The sequence below is a fragment of the Psychrobacter sp. ANT206 genome, from assembly GCF_056880555.1.
The window spans coordinates 1,221,716-1,237,547 of sequence record NZ_CP096271.1 but is presented as its reverse complement, the minus strand read 5'-3'; the positions used below and the strand labels follow the sequence as shown (position 1 = coordinate 1,237,547).

The 15,832-nt window shown below is 42.8% G+C and carries 12 protein-coding genes; 4 read left to right on the top strand and 8 right to left on the bottom strand.

Going from position 1 to position 15,832, the window contains the following annotated elements; translation table 11 throughout:
• Position 1: 1 nt before the first annotated feature.
• The 6 genes from msbA to rsmG all read right to left on the bottom strand — a co-directional run bounded on the left by msbA (position 2) and on the right by rsmG (position 6,154).
• Positions 2 to 1,798 carry a lipid A export permease/ATP-binding protein MsbA gene (msbA, locus tag M0221_RS05245; protein ID WP_483284592.1) on the bottom strand — a complete coding sequence of 599 codons (1,797 nt, stop codon included), beginning with the start codon at positions 1,796 to 1,798 and terminating at the stop codon, positions 2 to 4.
• A gap of 136 nt (positions 1,799 to 1,934) precedes the next feature.
• Complete coding sequence (locus M0221_RS05240; protein ID WP_020443268.1) at positions 1,935 to 2,366, bottom strand: ExbD/TolR family protein; 432 nt, start codon at positions 2,364 to 2,366, stop codon at positions 1,935 to 1,937.
• Between the two features lie 89 nt (positions 2,367 to 2,455).
• Complete coding sequence (locus tag M0221_RS05235) at positions 2,456 to 3,190, bottom strand: MotA/TolQ/ExbB proton channel family protein (RefSeq protein WP_483284591.1); 735 nt, start codon at positions 3,188 to 3,190, stop codon at positions 2,456 to 2,458.
• Between the two features lie 79 nt (positions 3,191 to 3,269).
• On the bottom strand, positions 3,270 to 4,385 hold the full coding sequence (locus tag M0221_RS05230) for a ParB/RepB/Spo0J family partition protein (protein WP_483284590.1): 1,116 nt from the start codon (positions 4,383 to 4,385) through the stop codon (positions 3,270 to 3,272).
• Between the two features lie 145 nt (positions 4,386 to 4,530).
• Positions 4,531 to 5,310: a ParA family protein gene (locus M0221_RS05225; RefSeq protein WP_483284589.1), complete on the bottom strand. Its 780-nt coding sequence runs from the start codon at positions 5,308 to 5,310 to the stop codon at positions 4,531 to 4,533.
• A gap of 127 nt (positions 5,311 to 5,437) precedes the next feature.
• The gene (gene rsmG, locus M0221_RS05220) at positions 5,438 to 6,154 is read right to left on the bottom strand and encodes a 16S rRNA (guanine(527)-N(7))-methyltransferase RsmG (RefSeq protein WP_483284588.1); all 717 of its coding nucleotides are present in this window, start codon (positions 6,152 to 6,154) and stop codon (positions 5,438 to 5,440) included.
• Positions 6,155 to 6,506: 352 nt separating this feature from the next.
• On the opposite strand from rsmG, the gene M0221_RS05215 reads away from it, so the two are divergent.
• From M0221_RS05215 to M0221_RS05205, 3 genes are all read left to right on the top strand, one after another.
• Positions 6,507 to 9,446 carry an AAA family ATPase gene (locus tag M0221_RS05215; protein ID WP_483284587.1) on the top strand — a complete coding sequence of 980 codons (2,940 nt, stop codon included), beginning with the start codon at positions 6,507 to 6,509 and terminating at the stop codon, positions 9,444 to 9,446.
• Between the two features lie 119 nt (positions 9,447 to 9,565).
• Positions 9,566 to 10,702: a helix-turn-helix transcriptional regulator gene (locus M0221_RS05210; protein ID WP_483284586.1), complete on the top strand. Its 1,137-nt coding sequence runs from the start codon at positions 9,566 to 9,568 to the stop codon at positions 10,700 to 10,702.
• An 87-nt stretch (positions 10,703 to 10,789) separates the two neighbouring features.
• Positions 10,790 to 11,455, top strand: a complete 666-nt coding sequence (locus tag M0221_RS05205) for a TerD family protein (protein WP_483284585.1) — start codon at positions 10,790 to 10,792, stop codon at positions 11,453 to 11,455.
• Positions 11,456 to 11,712: 257 nt separating this feature from the next.
• On the opposite strand, the gene M0221_RS05200 is transcribed toward M0221_RS05205, so the two are convergent.
• Positions 11,713 to 12,690, bottom strand: coding sequence for an ion transporter (locus M0221_RS05200; protein WP_020443260.1), 978 nt, complete (start codon positions 12,688 to 12,690; stop codon positions 11,713 to 11,715).
• Between the two features lie 576 nt (positions 12,691 to 13,266).
• Between M0221_RS05200 and M0221_RS05195 the strand changes: the two genes are divergently transcribed.
• Positions 13,267 to 13,902, top strand: coding sequence for an OmpW/AlkL family protein (locus M0221_RS05195; RefSeq protein ID WP_483284584.1), 636 nt, complete (start codon positions 13,267 to 13,269; stop codon positions 13,900 to 13,902).
• A 166-nt stretch (positions 13,903 to 14,068) separates the two neighbouring features.
• Here M0221_RS05195 and M0221_RS05190 read toward each other — a convergent pair whose 3' ends face one another.
• A complete protein-coding gene (locus M0221_RS05190) occupies positions 14,069 to 15,811 on the bottom strand; it encodes a 2-oxo acid dehydrogenase subunit E2 (protein ID WP_483284583.1) in 1,743 nt (580 codons plus the stop codon).
• Between the last annotated feature and the right edge of the window lie 21 nt (positions 15,812 to 15,832).

The window sequence follows — 15,832 nt, the reverse complement described above, 5'->3', positions numbered from 1 at the left end:
ATTATTCAAAATCACGCGCATACATCTGCGCATAATGACCATGTAACTGCATCAGCTCAGCATGGGTGCCAAGCTCAACAATCTGACCACCATCTAGTACAGCAATACGGTCGGCGGACTCAATTGTAGTCAATCGATGCGCAATAACCAATGTCGTGCGATTCTTCATAATATTATCGAGCGCTTTTTGTATATAATATTCTGACTCATTATCTAAAGCACTAGTAGCTTCATCCAATATCAAAATTGGCGCATCTTTTAGCAGAGCACGTGCAATCGATAGACGCTGACGCTGACCGCCAGAGAGTTGTAAACCTTCAGCACCGATTTCACTTTGATAGCCATTTGGCATTTGCATAATAAAATCATGAGCAAAGGCATCTTTTGCTGCTTGCTCAACTTCAGCTGGAGTTTTATGAGCCAAACTTCCATAAGCAATATTATTAAATACAGTGGTATTAAACAGTACCACTTGCTGATTGACCATCGCAATCTGGGCACGTAAGCTTTCAAGCTTAATGTCTTCAATGTGCATACCGTCTAGCGTAATCTGCCCTGAAGAAGTGGTTAATGTACGTGTGAGTAAATTGACTAAAGATGATTTACCCGCGCCACTACGTCCAACGAGCGCTACTGTCTCGCCTGCACGTATATCCAAATTAAAGTCGTGTAGTGCCACGGTTGAATCTGGATAAACCAAGCTGACATTATCCAGTTTAATCTCACCTGCCAAGGCAGGACTAAGCACACCAGTATCTGCTTCTTCCGGCTCATCTAGTAAAGCAAATATCGATTCACCAGCCGCCAGCCCTCTCTGCAGTTGTTGATTGACATCCGTCAATGAGCGTACTGGCTTACTTAAGAGACCTGCTGCTGCGATATAAGAGATAAACTGACCTGCTGAGATATCGTCTATCACCGCAGGGCGTAGCGCTAGCCAAACCACGACTGCCATTGCCATTGCCATCAATAACTGTACCGCTGGGGTATTGATACTATTGGTCACAACAACCTTCATGCCTTGGCGTAGGTTTTTCTTAGACGTCACATCAAAGCGCTTAGACTCGTATACTTGTCCACCATAATTCTTGACCACCTGATAACCATTGATGACTTCATTGGTGATATGACTGACATCACCCATCGTTTCTTGAATACCTTTGGAAAGCTTCAAATAACGCTTTGAGGCAACCCGGATAAGCCATAAAATCGGTGGCAGCACAACGAATAAAATCAGCGTCAAACGCCAGTTGCTATAAAGCAAAAAGCCCATCAAGGCAACCACGGTCAGACCGTCACGTAATAACGTTTTCATTGAGTCGGTACTGGCAGCGGTCACCTGCTCAACATCAAAAATAAGCTTAGACGAAATCGTCCCTGCCGGATTGGCCAAATAGAATGAGCTTGGCAAACGCAGTAACTTATTAAACACCTCTACGCGCAGCTCATAGACCAAATTTCGTGACACCAATGCCGTATAGTAATTACCTAAAAAGCTACCCACACCGCGCACAAAGAACAGCATCACAATAATAAACGGAAATAAATCCTGCTTACTTTGATCGTTCTGATTGATAGCATCGGTGATGTATTGCAAGAGTTTAGCAATCCAAATCTCGGTGGCGGCATTAATAGCAAAACCGATAATAGTGAGCAATATTGCCCACCAGTATGGTTTTAAATAAGCCAGTAAACGCATGAGCGTCTTGCGTTTAGGCGGATTTAACGTCGCCACTGTTGGTGCTACTGGTGTTTTAGCAGAAGTTTTTGTAGAGTCAGGTTGGTAAGCTTGGCTCATAAAAGCCTCAATATAGGTATAAGAACGAGAGTGAATGGCACTAATAAAGCAGTAACTTGCAATGATGTATATAGCCATAAAAAAGAGTGATGGTGCTTAATACTGAGAACACGCTATAAGCCAAGCTTATTCAGATTTATTGCGGTAACGCTTGACCAAGTGGTACAACGGTACTAATGTTTATATTTAAAAAGCCCAATTTGCCAGCGATATCCATCACTCTTACCACTGATTGATGTGTGGCATTGGCATCAGCGGCAATCACAAATAGCATATCACGATTACTGCCCGCCTCTTGCTGCAACATACTGGTGAGTTCAGCTTCATTGCTGCTGGCAAGGGTAATACCATTGACCAAATAGCTGCCATCTTCTTGCACGGCTACCTCAATACTGTTTTTATCGTCGGTCAGTGCCACCCCTTCCGCTTCAGGCAAAATAATATTTAAGCGGCTAAAGTGATTGAACGAGGTTGCTAGTAGCAAAAACACGATTAAAAATAATAAACAATCAATCATCGGGGTCAGATTAATTTCAAGCGGCTCAACGGTTGGTTTTCTAAAGCGCATGTCACTCTCTTCAATAGTCGTGATATTCGATACTAATCTGACCAATATAGCGTTTTCACAATGCCATTATGGCGCTGCTAAACATACAACTATAGAGTAGCCGTTGCCGTTTTATCTAAACCAAATCCGTTGATTGAGTGCTGATCTCTTATGCTAGCATCTACTGCAGCATGAGTAACTTGCTTAGATGTATTAGTAATATGGGTGTTTTCTAACAGTTGATAATCGTATAACTCTTGAACCATCAATCCTGCTTGGGTTTCAAATTGCGCATTGATATCGATGATACGGCGCTGAAAATAGCGATAGGCTACCAACGCTGGGATGGCAACTATCATGCCAGCCGCAGTCGTAATCAGAGCTTGCGACACCCCTGCAGCAAGCATCGTTGGGTCTTGCATCGCACCATCAGTAATCGCTAAGAACGATGAGATAATACCCAGTACTGTACCCAACAGGCCAAGTAAAGGGGCAATCGCTCCGATAGTACCAAGCATATTGATGTTTTTTTCTAATTGATGGACTTGTACGCTTGCACGATTTTGCATATGCATCGTCATCGACTCTAAGCCGTATTGACGATAGAGCAAACCCGTTGCTAAGATATCACCTAGCGCAGTCTTTTCTTTGACATTCATCAGCTGCGTACGACCAATGTCACCATTTTCACGAAGGCGAGTAATCAGCTGCTCACGCAATCTATTTGGGGCAACCTTGTTAAACTGTAAGGTATGGCTACGCTCAATAATAATCACTAATGCTAAAATAGAGCACAATACAATAGGTGTCATCAGCCAACCACCCGCTTTTACCAACTCCCACATATCAACTCTCTTTTATATTTTGATAAAAATAGCGGTCATCAAGATTATTTAAATAAGCATGAAAAATGCATTCAATATTTTAAGCCTGTGCTTCCATATGCTTAATTAAAGCGGCTAATTGATCTTGACTGTGGAAGAATATCTCAACACTACCCTGCCCGTCTTTTTTATGCTTAAGCTTCACTTCAGCCCCAAGCATATCGGTCAATCTTTGCGTCAAACGCTCAACATCACGAGATTGCACTTGTTCAGTGCGACTGGCTTTTGGCGCTGGATGCAAAATAGATTTAACAAGCTTTTCAGCTTCGCGTACGGTCATCCCACCATCGATAATCTTTTGAGCAATGATAGGCTGCTGCTCAGATGATAACGCTAAAAGTGTGCGCGCATGACCCATATCTAAGGCGCTAGTAGCTAGATGATCTTTGACCGTGTCGTGCAACTGGTTTAAGCGCAGAAGGTTTGATACGGTCGTACGTGCTTTACCCACGACTTCAGCAATCATAGCATGGCTCATACCAAATTCAGTATGAAAACGCTGTAATGCTGCTGCTTGCTCAATCACGGATAGATCTTCACGCTGGATATTTTCAATTAATGCGAGGGCAATCGCAAGCTCATCTGACAAAGCACGCTCAATCGCTGGAATGACTGACTTGCCTGCCATTTTCGCCGCACGCCAGCGGCGTTCGCCGGCGATGATCTCGTGCGTAACAAAAGCTTCGCTTTTATCTTCTGTAGCGAGTAATGGACGAATAACAATAGGCTGCATAACACCATGCTGTTCGATAGAAGATGCCAATTCTGCCAGTGCCGTTTCACTCATGTCGCGACGCGGTTGATACTTACCAGCTTGCAAAAGGCTAACATCGATTTGCACCAAACTGATTTGGTCTTCAGATCCGTTATTTTCACTCACGTTCACACGATTGCCATTGGCAGTATTTTTATTTATTGTGCGCGGTGTACGAGCTTTACGTTGATTGGCATCTTTTGGCTCGGAAGCGGCAGTAGATTTTGCATTAGCGGCAGTTTTAACCGTCGCTTTTGTCTCTATTGGATCAGCTGGTAAAGCCTGCTCGCGCACAGCTATATCGTCTTGCAAGGCAGAGGCGGTGATTTGCTTTTCTTTTTTGATTGACCCTAATAAGGCGTCTAAACCTCGATTGGCAGCCAACCCTCTTTTCTTCGCCATGATTACCTATCCTCTAACGCTCAAATAAAAGCCAAATGTTTTAAATTCAATAATAAATACGATGTGCACAATTTTGTTATCTGGCTGATTACTCCAGTGATCCATTATTTTTTATAATCGATCATTTTCTCTTATAACCACATAACTATCGACTTTGTTTCATGACTTCAGCGGCCAATTTCTGATAAGCACGTGCGCCCTTTGACCATCTCTCATAAGCAATGACCGGTAGACCATGCGCAGGCGCTTCAGCCAAACGGATATTTCTTGGAATGATGGTTTGATACATGATCTCACCAAAGTGCGCTTCCAGCTCAGCAGACACATCACGGGCGAGCGTATTGCGTGCATCAAATAGCGTTCTGACCACACCGCGAATATATAACTTAGGGTTTAACTCTGTTAAACGCTCTATCGTTTGAGACAAATCCGCCAAGCCTTCTAGTGCATAATACTCGCATTGCATCGGAATAATAACGCTATCAGTCGCCACCAACGCATTAATTGTCAATAAATTTAAACTGGGCGCGCAATCTATAATCACATAATCATAGGCAAGTTTTTGTGCCGCTTTTTGAGCTTCAACTAAATCTGCCATTGCCGTCTTAAATAACTCATGGCTGTTGGTTTTGCTCATCAAAGTGATGTCCATACCCGCCAAATCACGATTGGCACCGATGACATCGAATCCTGCCGGACTGCCAACAATAGCGTCAGATAAAGCCACCCCATCAAGGAGCACATCTGCTATCGTCAGTGCCAACTCATTCTTATCGACACCCGTACCACTGGTCGCATTACCCTGTGGGTCTAAGTCAATGAGCAGTACGTGCTTGCGTTTGGCAGCCAAGCTGGCGGTCAAATTTACCGCCGTTGTGGTCTTACCCACGCCGCCTTTTTGATTCGCAATCGCTATGATTTCCATACACTCACTCAATTTAATTAGGATCTGTTACTAATTTTATTAACACGCGCTTTCGTTAAAAACATAAACATGAGCACAGCATTTACCATAAAAAAGATAGTTTCATGGTAAATGCTGTGCTCATAGCTTAGACATTTTTATAAGACAATTCAATCAAATGACGACTATCATGTAAACGTGGCACGTTTAATTTAATGGTTTTAAACTGCCAATCGTTACTTAAAGCGTCTAACTCTTCTTCACTTGGCGCTTTGCCTTTCATCGCACATAGATAGCCATTATCTGCCAATCGCGGCTCGGCAACTGCAACAAAATCTATCAAACTGGCAAATGCTCGAGAAGTAACTACATCATAGCTTGCCTCGTGCGCTTCAATACGCGATGCGATAGGCTGCATATTACTCAAACCAAGCTCACTGCTCACTTGCTTAATAAAGCGGATTTTTTTCTGATTGCTATCAAGCGCTGTACATGAGCGCTCAGGCTGACAAATAGCAATAATCACTGCCGGCAAACCGGCACCCGTACCAATATCGAGCAGCGACCCCGAGGGTAAATGGGTTATAATAGCCAAACAATCGATGACATGTTTGATAAGTGCTTCTACCGGATCAGTAATCGCGGTCAGATTATACGCTTTATTCCATAATAAAAGCTGGTCTAAATACAATAATAAGCTGCGCTGCTGCTGGATACTCAATGTTAGACCCAACTCGTCTATTGCTTGCGCTAAGATATTCGCCAATGTCGGTAATTGTGCGCCAAGCTTTACAAAGCCTGTCGGATCAATATGAATATTACCCATGTTAGCAGAGGATAAAGAAGCTTTAGTGGAGTCTGACATACAAGGGTTTATCCGTTTTTGACATGTGAACCGTCTATTTTATCATGCAGGCTGCTTATTGAATAGTTGCAGATTGCGCCAATGTGCGTCATCTTATACTATCTACGCCTATATTGAGCTGTTATTCTTCTTTAACTGTTCTACTATTATCGTTTTATAATTAATATTAATAAACTTTTGTTTTCTAATGCATAATCGCCCATGATACAAAATTGCGCTCAATGACTGCTTTAAAAAACAGCGATATCTTGTAAGATGTTCTATTACTATAAATGCTAATGTATCCATTGCCACATCAAAAAAACCAAAATCAATCACCATTTAATACTTTTAAGCGACTGACCCTATTCCTATGACAGAACAGACAAACATACCCCTGAATAAAGACCAACAAGACATTAGCGATAATACCGCAGAGGCTATGATGCCTATTAGTGACTCAAGTAACAAGCATCCCCATAAAGAGCCCTCAGCCAATAAGGAATCATTTGATAAAAATTCCTTAGATAAGAAGAAATTGGATAAAAGCTTAAAACGTAAAAAAACGGTCCATAAGTCGGTAGAAAAAGAAAATATCCCTAACGCTACTGATGCGCCTATTACACCTCATCCTATATTCATAGAAGTCAGTCAGCGCTGCCTCGTCGCGACAAACCAGCTTAAACGCTATAGTAAACCCAGTCTGCTGCCAGCCGATACTCGTAGCGCACCAGATTTAGATATTGGTTTTGGGCAACAGCGGGCGCTTAAGGCGTTGCATACGGCACTCGATATTCATGCTAGTGGCTATCATGTGTTTGCGGCTGGCGAGAATGGTTTGGGTAAACGTACGGTGATTAGTCGCTTGCTCAGTATTATCGCAGCCGATGCACCGACGCCGGATGATTGGGTATATGTACACAACTTCACTGATCCTCGTACGCCGCTGGCACTGCGCTTACCTGCTGGTCAGGCCGCAGTCTTGCAACATCAAGTCAATACTTTGTGGCAACAAGCCAAAAAACGGCTGAGTCAACGCTTTCGCAGCGACCAATATCAAAGCAAGATAGAAGCCATCAAAAATGACACGCATCAAAAGGAAAGTCATGCCTATGATGTGCTCAATGCTGAGGGCAAGCAGTATGATCTAGCGTTAACGTTTCGGCCGTTTGATAATAAAGCCGTTTTTGTTCATCCAAGCCAGCTTGCAACAGAAACGAGCGATACGGATGATAAAGCAGACAAACTCTCTAACAGTCATAAAAACAATACCCTTATCAATGACAATAAGGAAGCGGCGACCGCTAGCACCGATGAGAGCGATGTTAAGGCTAATGATAGTTCATATAGCAGCGAATATGAAACTGAGCTAAATAATTTCGCTCAAAAAAATCATATGCAAAAACGTCTGAGTCAGCTGACGATTGCTTTAGAGCAATTAGAAGATGAAGCCAATGATGCCATCGAGTTGCTACATCGCAATATTGCCAAGCGGGCACTACAGCCGTTATTTACCCCTATTTATGAGCAGTTCAGTGCTCAACCACTGGTCGTTGAGTATCTAAAAGTAGTCTTTGCCGATATGGTTACTCATGTCGAGCGTATCGTTAATGGAGATGATGAAGAGTTTGTAACGGCATTGCTCGCCACGACGCCTAGTAGATATGCGGTCAATGTTATTAGCAGTCATGAGCCTGATAGTGGTGCGCCCGTTATCTTTGAAGACTTGCCTACTCACTTAAATTTATTAGGTCATGTAGAGCAGATCACTCAATTAGGTACGGTTACGACCGATGTCAGCATGATTCGTGCTGGCGCTTTACATCGTGCTAATGGAGGTTATTTACTGCTTGAAGCCAGTCATCTGCTTGAGCATCCTTATGCGTGGCAAGGTCTTAAGCGTGCATTACAGTCTCGTAAAATCAAACTCTCAAGTCTTGAGCAAATGCTGACCTTAACAGGTAGCTTATCCTTATCGCCTGCGCCCATTGATCTTAATATCAAGGTCATTTTATTGGGTGAAGCTGATTTGTATTACGAATTACTGGAGCTTGAGCCGGAGTTTGATGCGGTATTTAAGGTACGTGCTGACTTCCACGATGATGTAGTTCGTACTCATGAGCACGAGCTCGCGTTGGTCGGAAAGATGGCAGACATCATCGATTACGCCAATCTTTATCCATTTGATAGAAGGGCACAAGCTGCTCTACTTGAGCATTTAAGTCTGCAAGCAGAGGATCAAGACCGTCTGAGTCTGCACAGTGATTTGCTTATTAAGCTGTTGCATGAATCCAATCGCCATGCGCGTTTGGGCGGACAGGATATCGTCAGTGCCAAACATGTGGTACAAGCTATTGAAGATATGGATGAGCGCTCAGGATATTTGCGCGACCTCTACTGGGATGAACTCAAAAACGGTCAACAGCTTATTCAAACTCAAGGAGAGGCAGTTGGGCAAGTCAACGCCTTAACAGTGGTGAGCTATGCCGATAGTGAGTTTGGCATGCCTGCCCGTCTCACAGCGGTCATTCAGCCAAATATCGGTACAGGTGAAATCCTAGATATCGAGCGCGATGTTGATTTGGGCGGTAGCTTGCACGCCAAAGGTATGCTGATTATGACCAGCTACTTAAGAGCATTATTTAGTCAGCACCATGCGCTAAATTTTAGTGCCTCACTGGCTTTTGAGCAAAGCTATGCACATATTGATGGTGATAGCGCGACTGTCAGTGAGGGCTGTGCGCTATTATCTGCTTTAGCAAACGTACCGATTAATCAATCTCTTGCGATTACAGGTTCTATGAATCAGCTTGGTGAAGTACAAGCCGTCGGCGGCATCAATTCCAAGATTGCAGGTTTCTTTGATGCGTGCCGCGAGCAAGAATTGACTGGACAGCAAGGCGTGGTCATTCCTATGGCAAACGTCAAACAGCTTATGCTGCGCGACGATATCATTACTGCTGTAAAAGCAGGTAGCTTTCATATATATGGGGTGCACACGCTCAGTGAAGCGCTCACATTAATGACGGGATTACCTGTCGATACAGTGAATAAGAAAAGTCGCTACCGCAAAGAGACGCTGTTCGGTAAAGTCTTAAGTCGTTTGATGCTATGGGATGAAAACCAAAACACAGATGATGATATTGACGATAAAAAATCAAAAAAGAAAGCCAAAAAGAAACGCCAAGCCAAACGCCAAAAAAAAGAAGATAATAATAAAGTCTCTAAGAAAGAAAAGGCTATTAAAGAACAGCTTATTAAAGAGGATAACGACACTATCGTAGAAGAAGTTATTATAGATGAAGCACGCTAGATATTAGGGTGCTCTGTGCAATGCTATATAATAACCATCTGCTGATGTCCTTTCATGCTCATACCAATGTGAATAACCCGCTGACTTTATAATCGTGACATTACAAAGGTTATCTTTTCATGACTGTATCTCATACCGACATTGCTCATACTGACAACGATAATCGCGACACTCAACAGGCTACTGATGAGCAAGCAAACGCTGTTGCACTTTCAGACAATAAAGCCGCTGATGATGCAGCCGATAGTCGTCATGGCGCTGCGACAACAGCGCGGCAGTGGCAAGTGTTGTCACAATTACAACGTAATCGTTGGGTCGGCACCACTCATGTCTATGAGCAACTGATACTGGCAGGTTTTGATATCAGTTTGCGCACAGTACAGCGCGACTTAAACGCCCTTGCCAAACGTTTTCCTATCGAAAAAAATAACGCCAATCCACAAGGTTGGCGCTGGGAAGACGATGCGCCGCTACAAAGCTTGCCGCATATGAATCTATCACAAGCGGTTGCCTTTAATATGGTGGAAGCCAATCTAAGCCAGCTGCTACCGCCAGTTATTTTAGATGAGTTATTTCCTTGGTTTGATTTGGCACGGCGCCAACTTAAAAACAGCAAAGTAACCCATTCATGGATTGATAGGGTTCGTATTGAGCCTGCGACCCAGCCTTTGATTGCGCCGCACATTGATTTGGACAGTAAAGATAATATTTATCATGCTTTATTTTATCAATTACAAATCAAAGCCAGCTATACCCGTAGCAACAAATCCCAAGCCAGCGAATATACCTTAAACCCTATTGCCATTATCCAACGCGGGGTGGTTATTTATCTGCTCGCGACCCGCACTGATGATAGCGAAACTATCATTCGCACCTTTGCCCTACATCGATTTGCCAGTGTTGAGATATTAGAGAGCGCAGCAAAAACGCCTGATAATTTTCAGCTAGATAACTATCTGGACGCAGGTGGTATGGGCTTTAGCCACCCCTTATTCCGCCAACTGCCCAATCATGGCAAATATACAGCGATTGAGCTACAATTTACCAAACAAGCAGGCAAAAGCTTAACAGAAAGTAAGCTCAGTGATGACCAAATTGTGAGCATCAATAACGATGAAACCTTGACCATACAAGCAACGGTGAATCTAACTTCTCAGCTGGTTTGGTGGTTACGAGGTTTTGGTAATGGGCTGCTAAACGCCAAACCAGAGCTGCTTTATCAAGCGGTATTAGATAAAGTAGTGGCAGATATCTAATTTTTTAAGTCATTCTTACAAGCACTTTTATAGCTTCTACATCTACCTAATTCACTCATAAAAAAACCAAGTATCAAAAGGATTATTATGTCGACCACTACCCCATCGCCACTACTTTCAGACAGCTTAAGAGGGTTGGGTTTGGACGCAGGAACTTTGTTTTTTGGTCTCAATTATGAATTTACCAAGGTTGAACAGACAGGCTTATTTAAAAAATTAAAGAAACGTTTTAATAAAAATGCAAACTCCATGGATCTTGATTTGGCTTGCGTATTATATGATGACAACTGCACCATCAGCGATATCGTTTGGTTTAAGCAGCTGCGCGACAAAGCCGAATCGATATGCCATCAAGGCGATAGTTTGAATGGTAAAGACCGCGGCGACCAAGCGATGTATCTTGCACCGCTTGATCAAGAGCAAATCAGACTATATCTGGATGAAATCCCTGCTCATATCACGCATATTGCTTTGATTGCCAACTCCTATTACGGACAACCTTTTACCAGAGTTAAAAAAGGCGAGATTCATCTCAGCGATGATGAAGGTAACCGCTCTTTTGAGGTCAATTTAAAGCAGCTGCCACGCGATTGCGTGACGCTGTGGGTTGCCCATTTGCGCCGAGAAGTAGATGACTGGCATCTAACGTTACAGAACCTGCCACTCCCTGCAACAAATTTGGCAATAGCGGCACAACAAGTGGCGCATGAATTGGCTCGTGCCCTACCGATCCCGCAAGCCATCTATAGCTAAAAGGATGTGCCGCGCTTAATTAAAAATGGTCAATCGCTATACAAAGCCATTGACCATTTTTTATTTTATATATAGGCGATTCGATACAGAAGAAAGCCTGTGATAACTGGCATAGTTAAAATATCTTAAAAAACGCTACAGTACTGCTAGTATAAATTTTTTGCAGCCTCTGTCTGCGTAGGCACAGCAAGCAAGAAAAATTAATATCAGCCATACTTGATGTATCAATATTACTTTTCCCTGACTCTAGTCCTTTACTATAAGCGCTCACCGCAATGTGGACAAAAATTCTTTTGCTGCACGTCTCTTTCACGGCGCTCAAGTTCTTGCTCACGCAGCACTTGCAGCACAATATCCTGCGCTTGCTCTTTATCTAAGCCAAGCTCGCGGCGGATTTTTTCAATCATCATCTGATTTTGCACCAAATCAAAATCACTATCAATCAGCTGTCCCCTGAAATCCTGCTCAAGCTCTTCACGGCGCTGACTGAGCTCATTTGCCAAGCCGGTTGCCAAAATACCAGCAGGTAACGCTGCTAAACCAACGCCCAATATAGTAATGATAGCGCCTAATATTTTGCCAGCATTGGTAATCGGCGTCACATCACCATAACCTACCGTTGTTAGAGTAACTACCGCCCACCACATGGCTTTTGGTATCGATTCAAACTCCTCTGGCTGTGCATGATTTTCTACTAAATAGATACCACTAGAAGCGGTCACAATCATAATTATTAAGATAAAAATAACCGCTTGGAAGGAACCTTTTTCCTTACTAATAACCACCAACAAAATACGCAATGAGGCAAAATAACGAGTCAACTTAAGAATACGAAACAGACGTAAAATACGCAAGAAACGCAAGTCTATACTGACAAAGAAGTTCAAAAAGGCAGGGACAATGGCAATCAAATCAATCAATGCAGATGGACTTCTTAGCCAATCCCAGCGCTGTCGCCATGTAGTATTGCTTGGCTTGGCTTCAGCAACGCTCCATATGCGAAGCAAATATTCAATAGAAAATATCACAATAGAAAAATTTTCAAACCACGTAAAGTATTCTTGATAAGGGTAGTACCAAGTATCAACAGACTCTGCAATCACCGCCGTGACGTTTGCCATAATCAAAAAAATAAGGAAATAATCAACACAGCGACTAAAGAGCGTATCATGCTCATCGTTTTGCAAAATATTATAGACAAAAAGACGCAAGCGCCGTATAGATTGAAATAGCATGCCGTCCCTATGCGGTGTAACACCGAGCTTGGATGAACAAAAAAGCCGTTATGAGAGTCTGATTATACTAACTTTGTATAATAAATGTAGACAACCAAAACCAATATGATAGCAACGGCGAAAAACGCTATGCGCAATAACCGCTCTTCAGCGCGCCACTCATGACTACGTTTTTGGGCAGGTAGCAAGGATAAGCCACAGATCGGGCAACAAGAATCTATTTGGTCTAACACTATCAATGAGAGAGCGTTGTCACAGCGCAGTGGAGAATTACTACAGTAGCCAAGCATAATAAATAACCGATCCCTTTATAAAATAATGGCATATCAATAATAGCAAAAACCTACAATCAAAATAGGTTATGCCATAAACTTTAACGTATCCAAACCTTTCTGATTGTAACTTTACGCATAAATATCTGAACATTCCGCTTAATACCTTACTATTAGTAAGGTATTTGTACTATAATAGATAGCAGATGTTACAGGTTAATCCCTAGCCTAACATTATATGTTGCTAACTTATGACATCCCTCAGGAGCTAGCGACCATTATCTAAACGTTAAGGAATTAAACGATGAAACTACAATCCCTAGTTTTAGCCGCTGCTACTGCACTTACTATGACCACTGCTTTTGCTGTGCCTGCAGGCACTTGGACAGTTGCCGCTGGTGCGCATTATGTTGATCCTAAAAATGATAATGGTGATGTCACTACAGGTGGCACAAACTATGCTGTAGATATTGATGGCGATGTCCGTCCAACCATCAGTGGTGAATACTTTATCGCTAATAACGTTGGTGTTGAACTACTCGCTGCCATTCCATTTCATCATGACTTTACCTTAACTGATGCCTTAAATAATGAGATCACTGGTAGCACTCAGCATTTACCACCAACGCTTTCTCTACAATATCACTTCGATGATTATAACCTACCTATGAATGTAAAACCGTTTGTGGGTGTTGGCGTAAACTACACGATGTTCTTTAAAGAAAAAGCAAATGTTGTAGGTACTGAATTAAAGCTTGATGATAGCGTTGGTGTTGCTGGTCATATCGGTCTTGATATCCCATTTGCTGCCTCTGAGTCTTTCCGTATTGATGCCCGTTATATGGACATCAAAACAGACGCTACTTTAAACGGTACTGCTATTGGCGAAATCGACATCAGCCCTTGGGTTTATGGCGTTGCCTTTGTAAAACAATTCTAATTTAGAAGAATTATGAGCTAAATATCATAAATAGAAAAAGCCAGCTTAGTTACTGGCTTTTTTGTGTCTATTATTTATCTATCATTTGTTGCAATAACAGCTATAAAAAAGACCATCCGCAGACAGTCTTTTTATGATTCATAACATATTTAAGTAATACTAAAGTTTATAGCAAGATACGGCGCGGGTCAGCAAGCAATGTTGCGACATAACGCGTGAATACTGCCGCATCAGCCCCATTAATCACACGATGATCATATGATAATGACAATGGCAACATCAAGCGCGGCTCAAAAGTTTGCTTATCAGCATTCCATTTCGGTTGCATCGTCGCTTCTGATGCCCCCAAAATACCAACTTGTGGCCAGTTCACCAATGGCGTAAACGCCGTACCACCCAAGATACCTTGACTTGAGATAGTAAAGCTTGCGCCTTGCAAATCTTTGGTGCTCAGTTTCTTATCACGGGCTTTGATGGCCAACTCACCGATTTCAATCGCAATTTGCTTAATACCTTTTTCGTGAGCATTTTTAATCACTGGCACGATTAAGCCATCATCTGTTGCTACTGCAATCCCCATATTTACGCTTTTACGTAGGATGACTTGGGTATTGTCGTCACTTAAATGACTGTTAAAACGTGGATGCTGGGTCAATGCATAAGCCGTTGCTTTGACAATAAAGGCTAAAATTGTCAGTCCAACACCTTCAGCTTTCATACTGCCTTTAAGCTCACTACGCAGCTGCTCTGTCTCAGTGATATCAGACAAATCAAACTGCGTCACCTGTGGCAAGTAAGTGTTGTAATTCAGCTGTGGAATCGACACCTTTTGCAAGCGAGTTAAGTCTTGGGTTTCTGTTTCGCCCCAAATTTCAATATTACTCATATCAGGTAAGCTTGGTAAGCTGGCTCTAGATACACCGGCTCCAGTAGCGGGTGCAGCTTGTTTTGTCGTCAAGCTTTGCTTCACATGAGCAAACAAATCTTCTTTTAAGATACGTGCATTCAGTGCTGAACCTGTTACTTGGCTAATATCCACACCCAACTGACGGGCAAGTTTACGCACGGCGGGACCAGCATAGACATCAACCATTTTTTCATTGACTTGTGCTTCGGTCAGCTTATTACCTGTACTGCTTTTTGCAGTAGTACTAGCAACTTGTTTAGGCTCAGTCGTAGCTTGTTTAGCAGCTTCCTGACTTGAATCAGTCTTTTGCTCGCTCACTGCTGGTTTTGAATCTTGCGATTGAGCGACTGGTGCTTTGGCTTCACTCGTAGCATTAGCATTGTCTGAGCTTTGACCAATGATGACAATAAAGTCTTGCCCATTGGCAACCATATCGCCTACTTGTATCAGTATTTTCTCAACTTTGCCGGCTTGTGGCGCTGGTACTTCAACCGACGCTTTATCTGACTCGATCAGCAAGATAGACTGATCAGCAGTGACCATATCACCGACACTGACCATAATCTCAGATACTTGCGCTTCATCGACGCCTAAATCTGGGAGCGCATGCGTGGTCGCTGATGCTGCTTGTTGAACAGGTTGATCAGTATTTGACTCAGCTGGCGCCTTATCGCTCTGCTCTTCTTTTTGCGTTTCTTCTTGCTCACCATCAAGAGATTTCTCTTGAGTGTCAGCAGCAGGTGTTTCTACGCTTTGATTGTCATCTTGACTGTCAGTTTCGCTTTCAAGCTCGATTAGCACCATACCTTCACTGACTTTATCACCAATCGCAACACTGATTTTAGTCACTTTACCAGCAGCAGAGCTTGGCACTTCGACCGAAGCTTTGTCTGACTCAAGTAGAATAATATTATCGTCTTTTGCAATGACATCACCAACTGCAACCATAATTTCACTGACTTCGGCGCTATCGACACCCAAATCGGGGGCTTTAATGTCCATTTTTCATTTCCTTGTCTTATG

Excerpts from the sequence above, each read along its gene's own strand:
- M0221_RS05230 (WP_483284590.1), bottom strand. The coding sequence starts at position 4,385 with ATGGCGAAGAAAAGAGGGTTGGCTGCCAATCGAGGTTTAGACGCCTTA.
- M0221_RS05200 (WP_020443260.1), bottom strand. The coding sequence starts at position 12,690 with ATGCTATTTCAATCTATACGGCGCTTGCGTCTTTTTGTCTATAATATT.
- M0221_RS05195 (WP_483284584.1), top strand. The coding sequence starts at position 13,267 with ATGAAACTACAATCCCTAGTTTTAGCCGCTGCTACTGCACTTACTATG.
- M0221_RS05240 (WP_020443268.1), bottom strand. The coding sequence starts at position 2,366 with ATGCGCTTTAGAAAACCAACCGTTGAGCCGCTTGAAATTAATCTGACC.
- M0221_RS05235 (WP_483284591.1), bottom strand. The coding sequence starts at position 3,190 with ATGTGGGAGTTGGTAAAAGCGGGTGGTTGGCTGATGACACCTATTGTA.
- M0221_RS05205 (WP_483284585.1), top strand. The coding sequence starts at position 10,790 with ATGTCGACCACTACCCCATCGCCACTACTTTCAGACAGCTTAAGAGGG.
- M0221_RS05210 (WP_483284586.1), top strand. The coding sequence starts at position 9,566 with ATGACTGTATCTCATACCGACATTGCTCATACTGACAACGATAATCGC.
- rsmG (WP_483284588.1), bottom strand. The coding sequence starts at position 6,154 with ATGTCAGACTCCACTAAAGCTTCTTTATCCTCTGCTAACATGGGTAAT.
- msbA (WP_483284592.1), bottom strand. The coding sequence starts at position 1,798 with ATGAGCCAAGCTTACCAACCTGACTCTACAAAAACTTCTGCTAAAACA.
- M0221_RS05215 (WP_483284587.1), top strand. The coding sequence starts at position 6,507 with ATGACAGAACAGACAAACATACCCCTGAATAAAGACCAACAAGACATT.
- M0221_RS05225 (WP_483284589.1), bottom strand. The coding sequence starts at position 5,310 with ATGGAAATCATAGCGATTGCGAATCAAAAAGGCGGCGTGGGTAAGACC.
- M0221_RS05190 (WP_483284583.1), bottom strand. The coding sequence starts at position 15,811 with ATGGACATTAAAGCCCCCGATTTGGGTGTCGATAGCGCCGAAGTCAGT.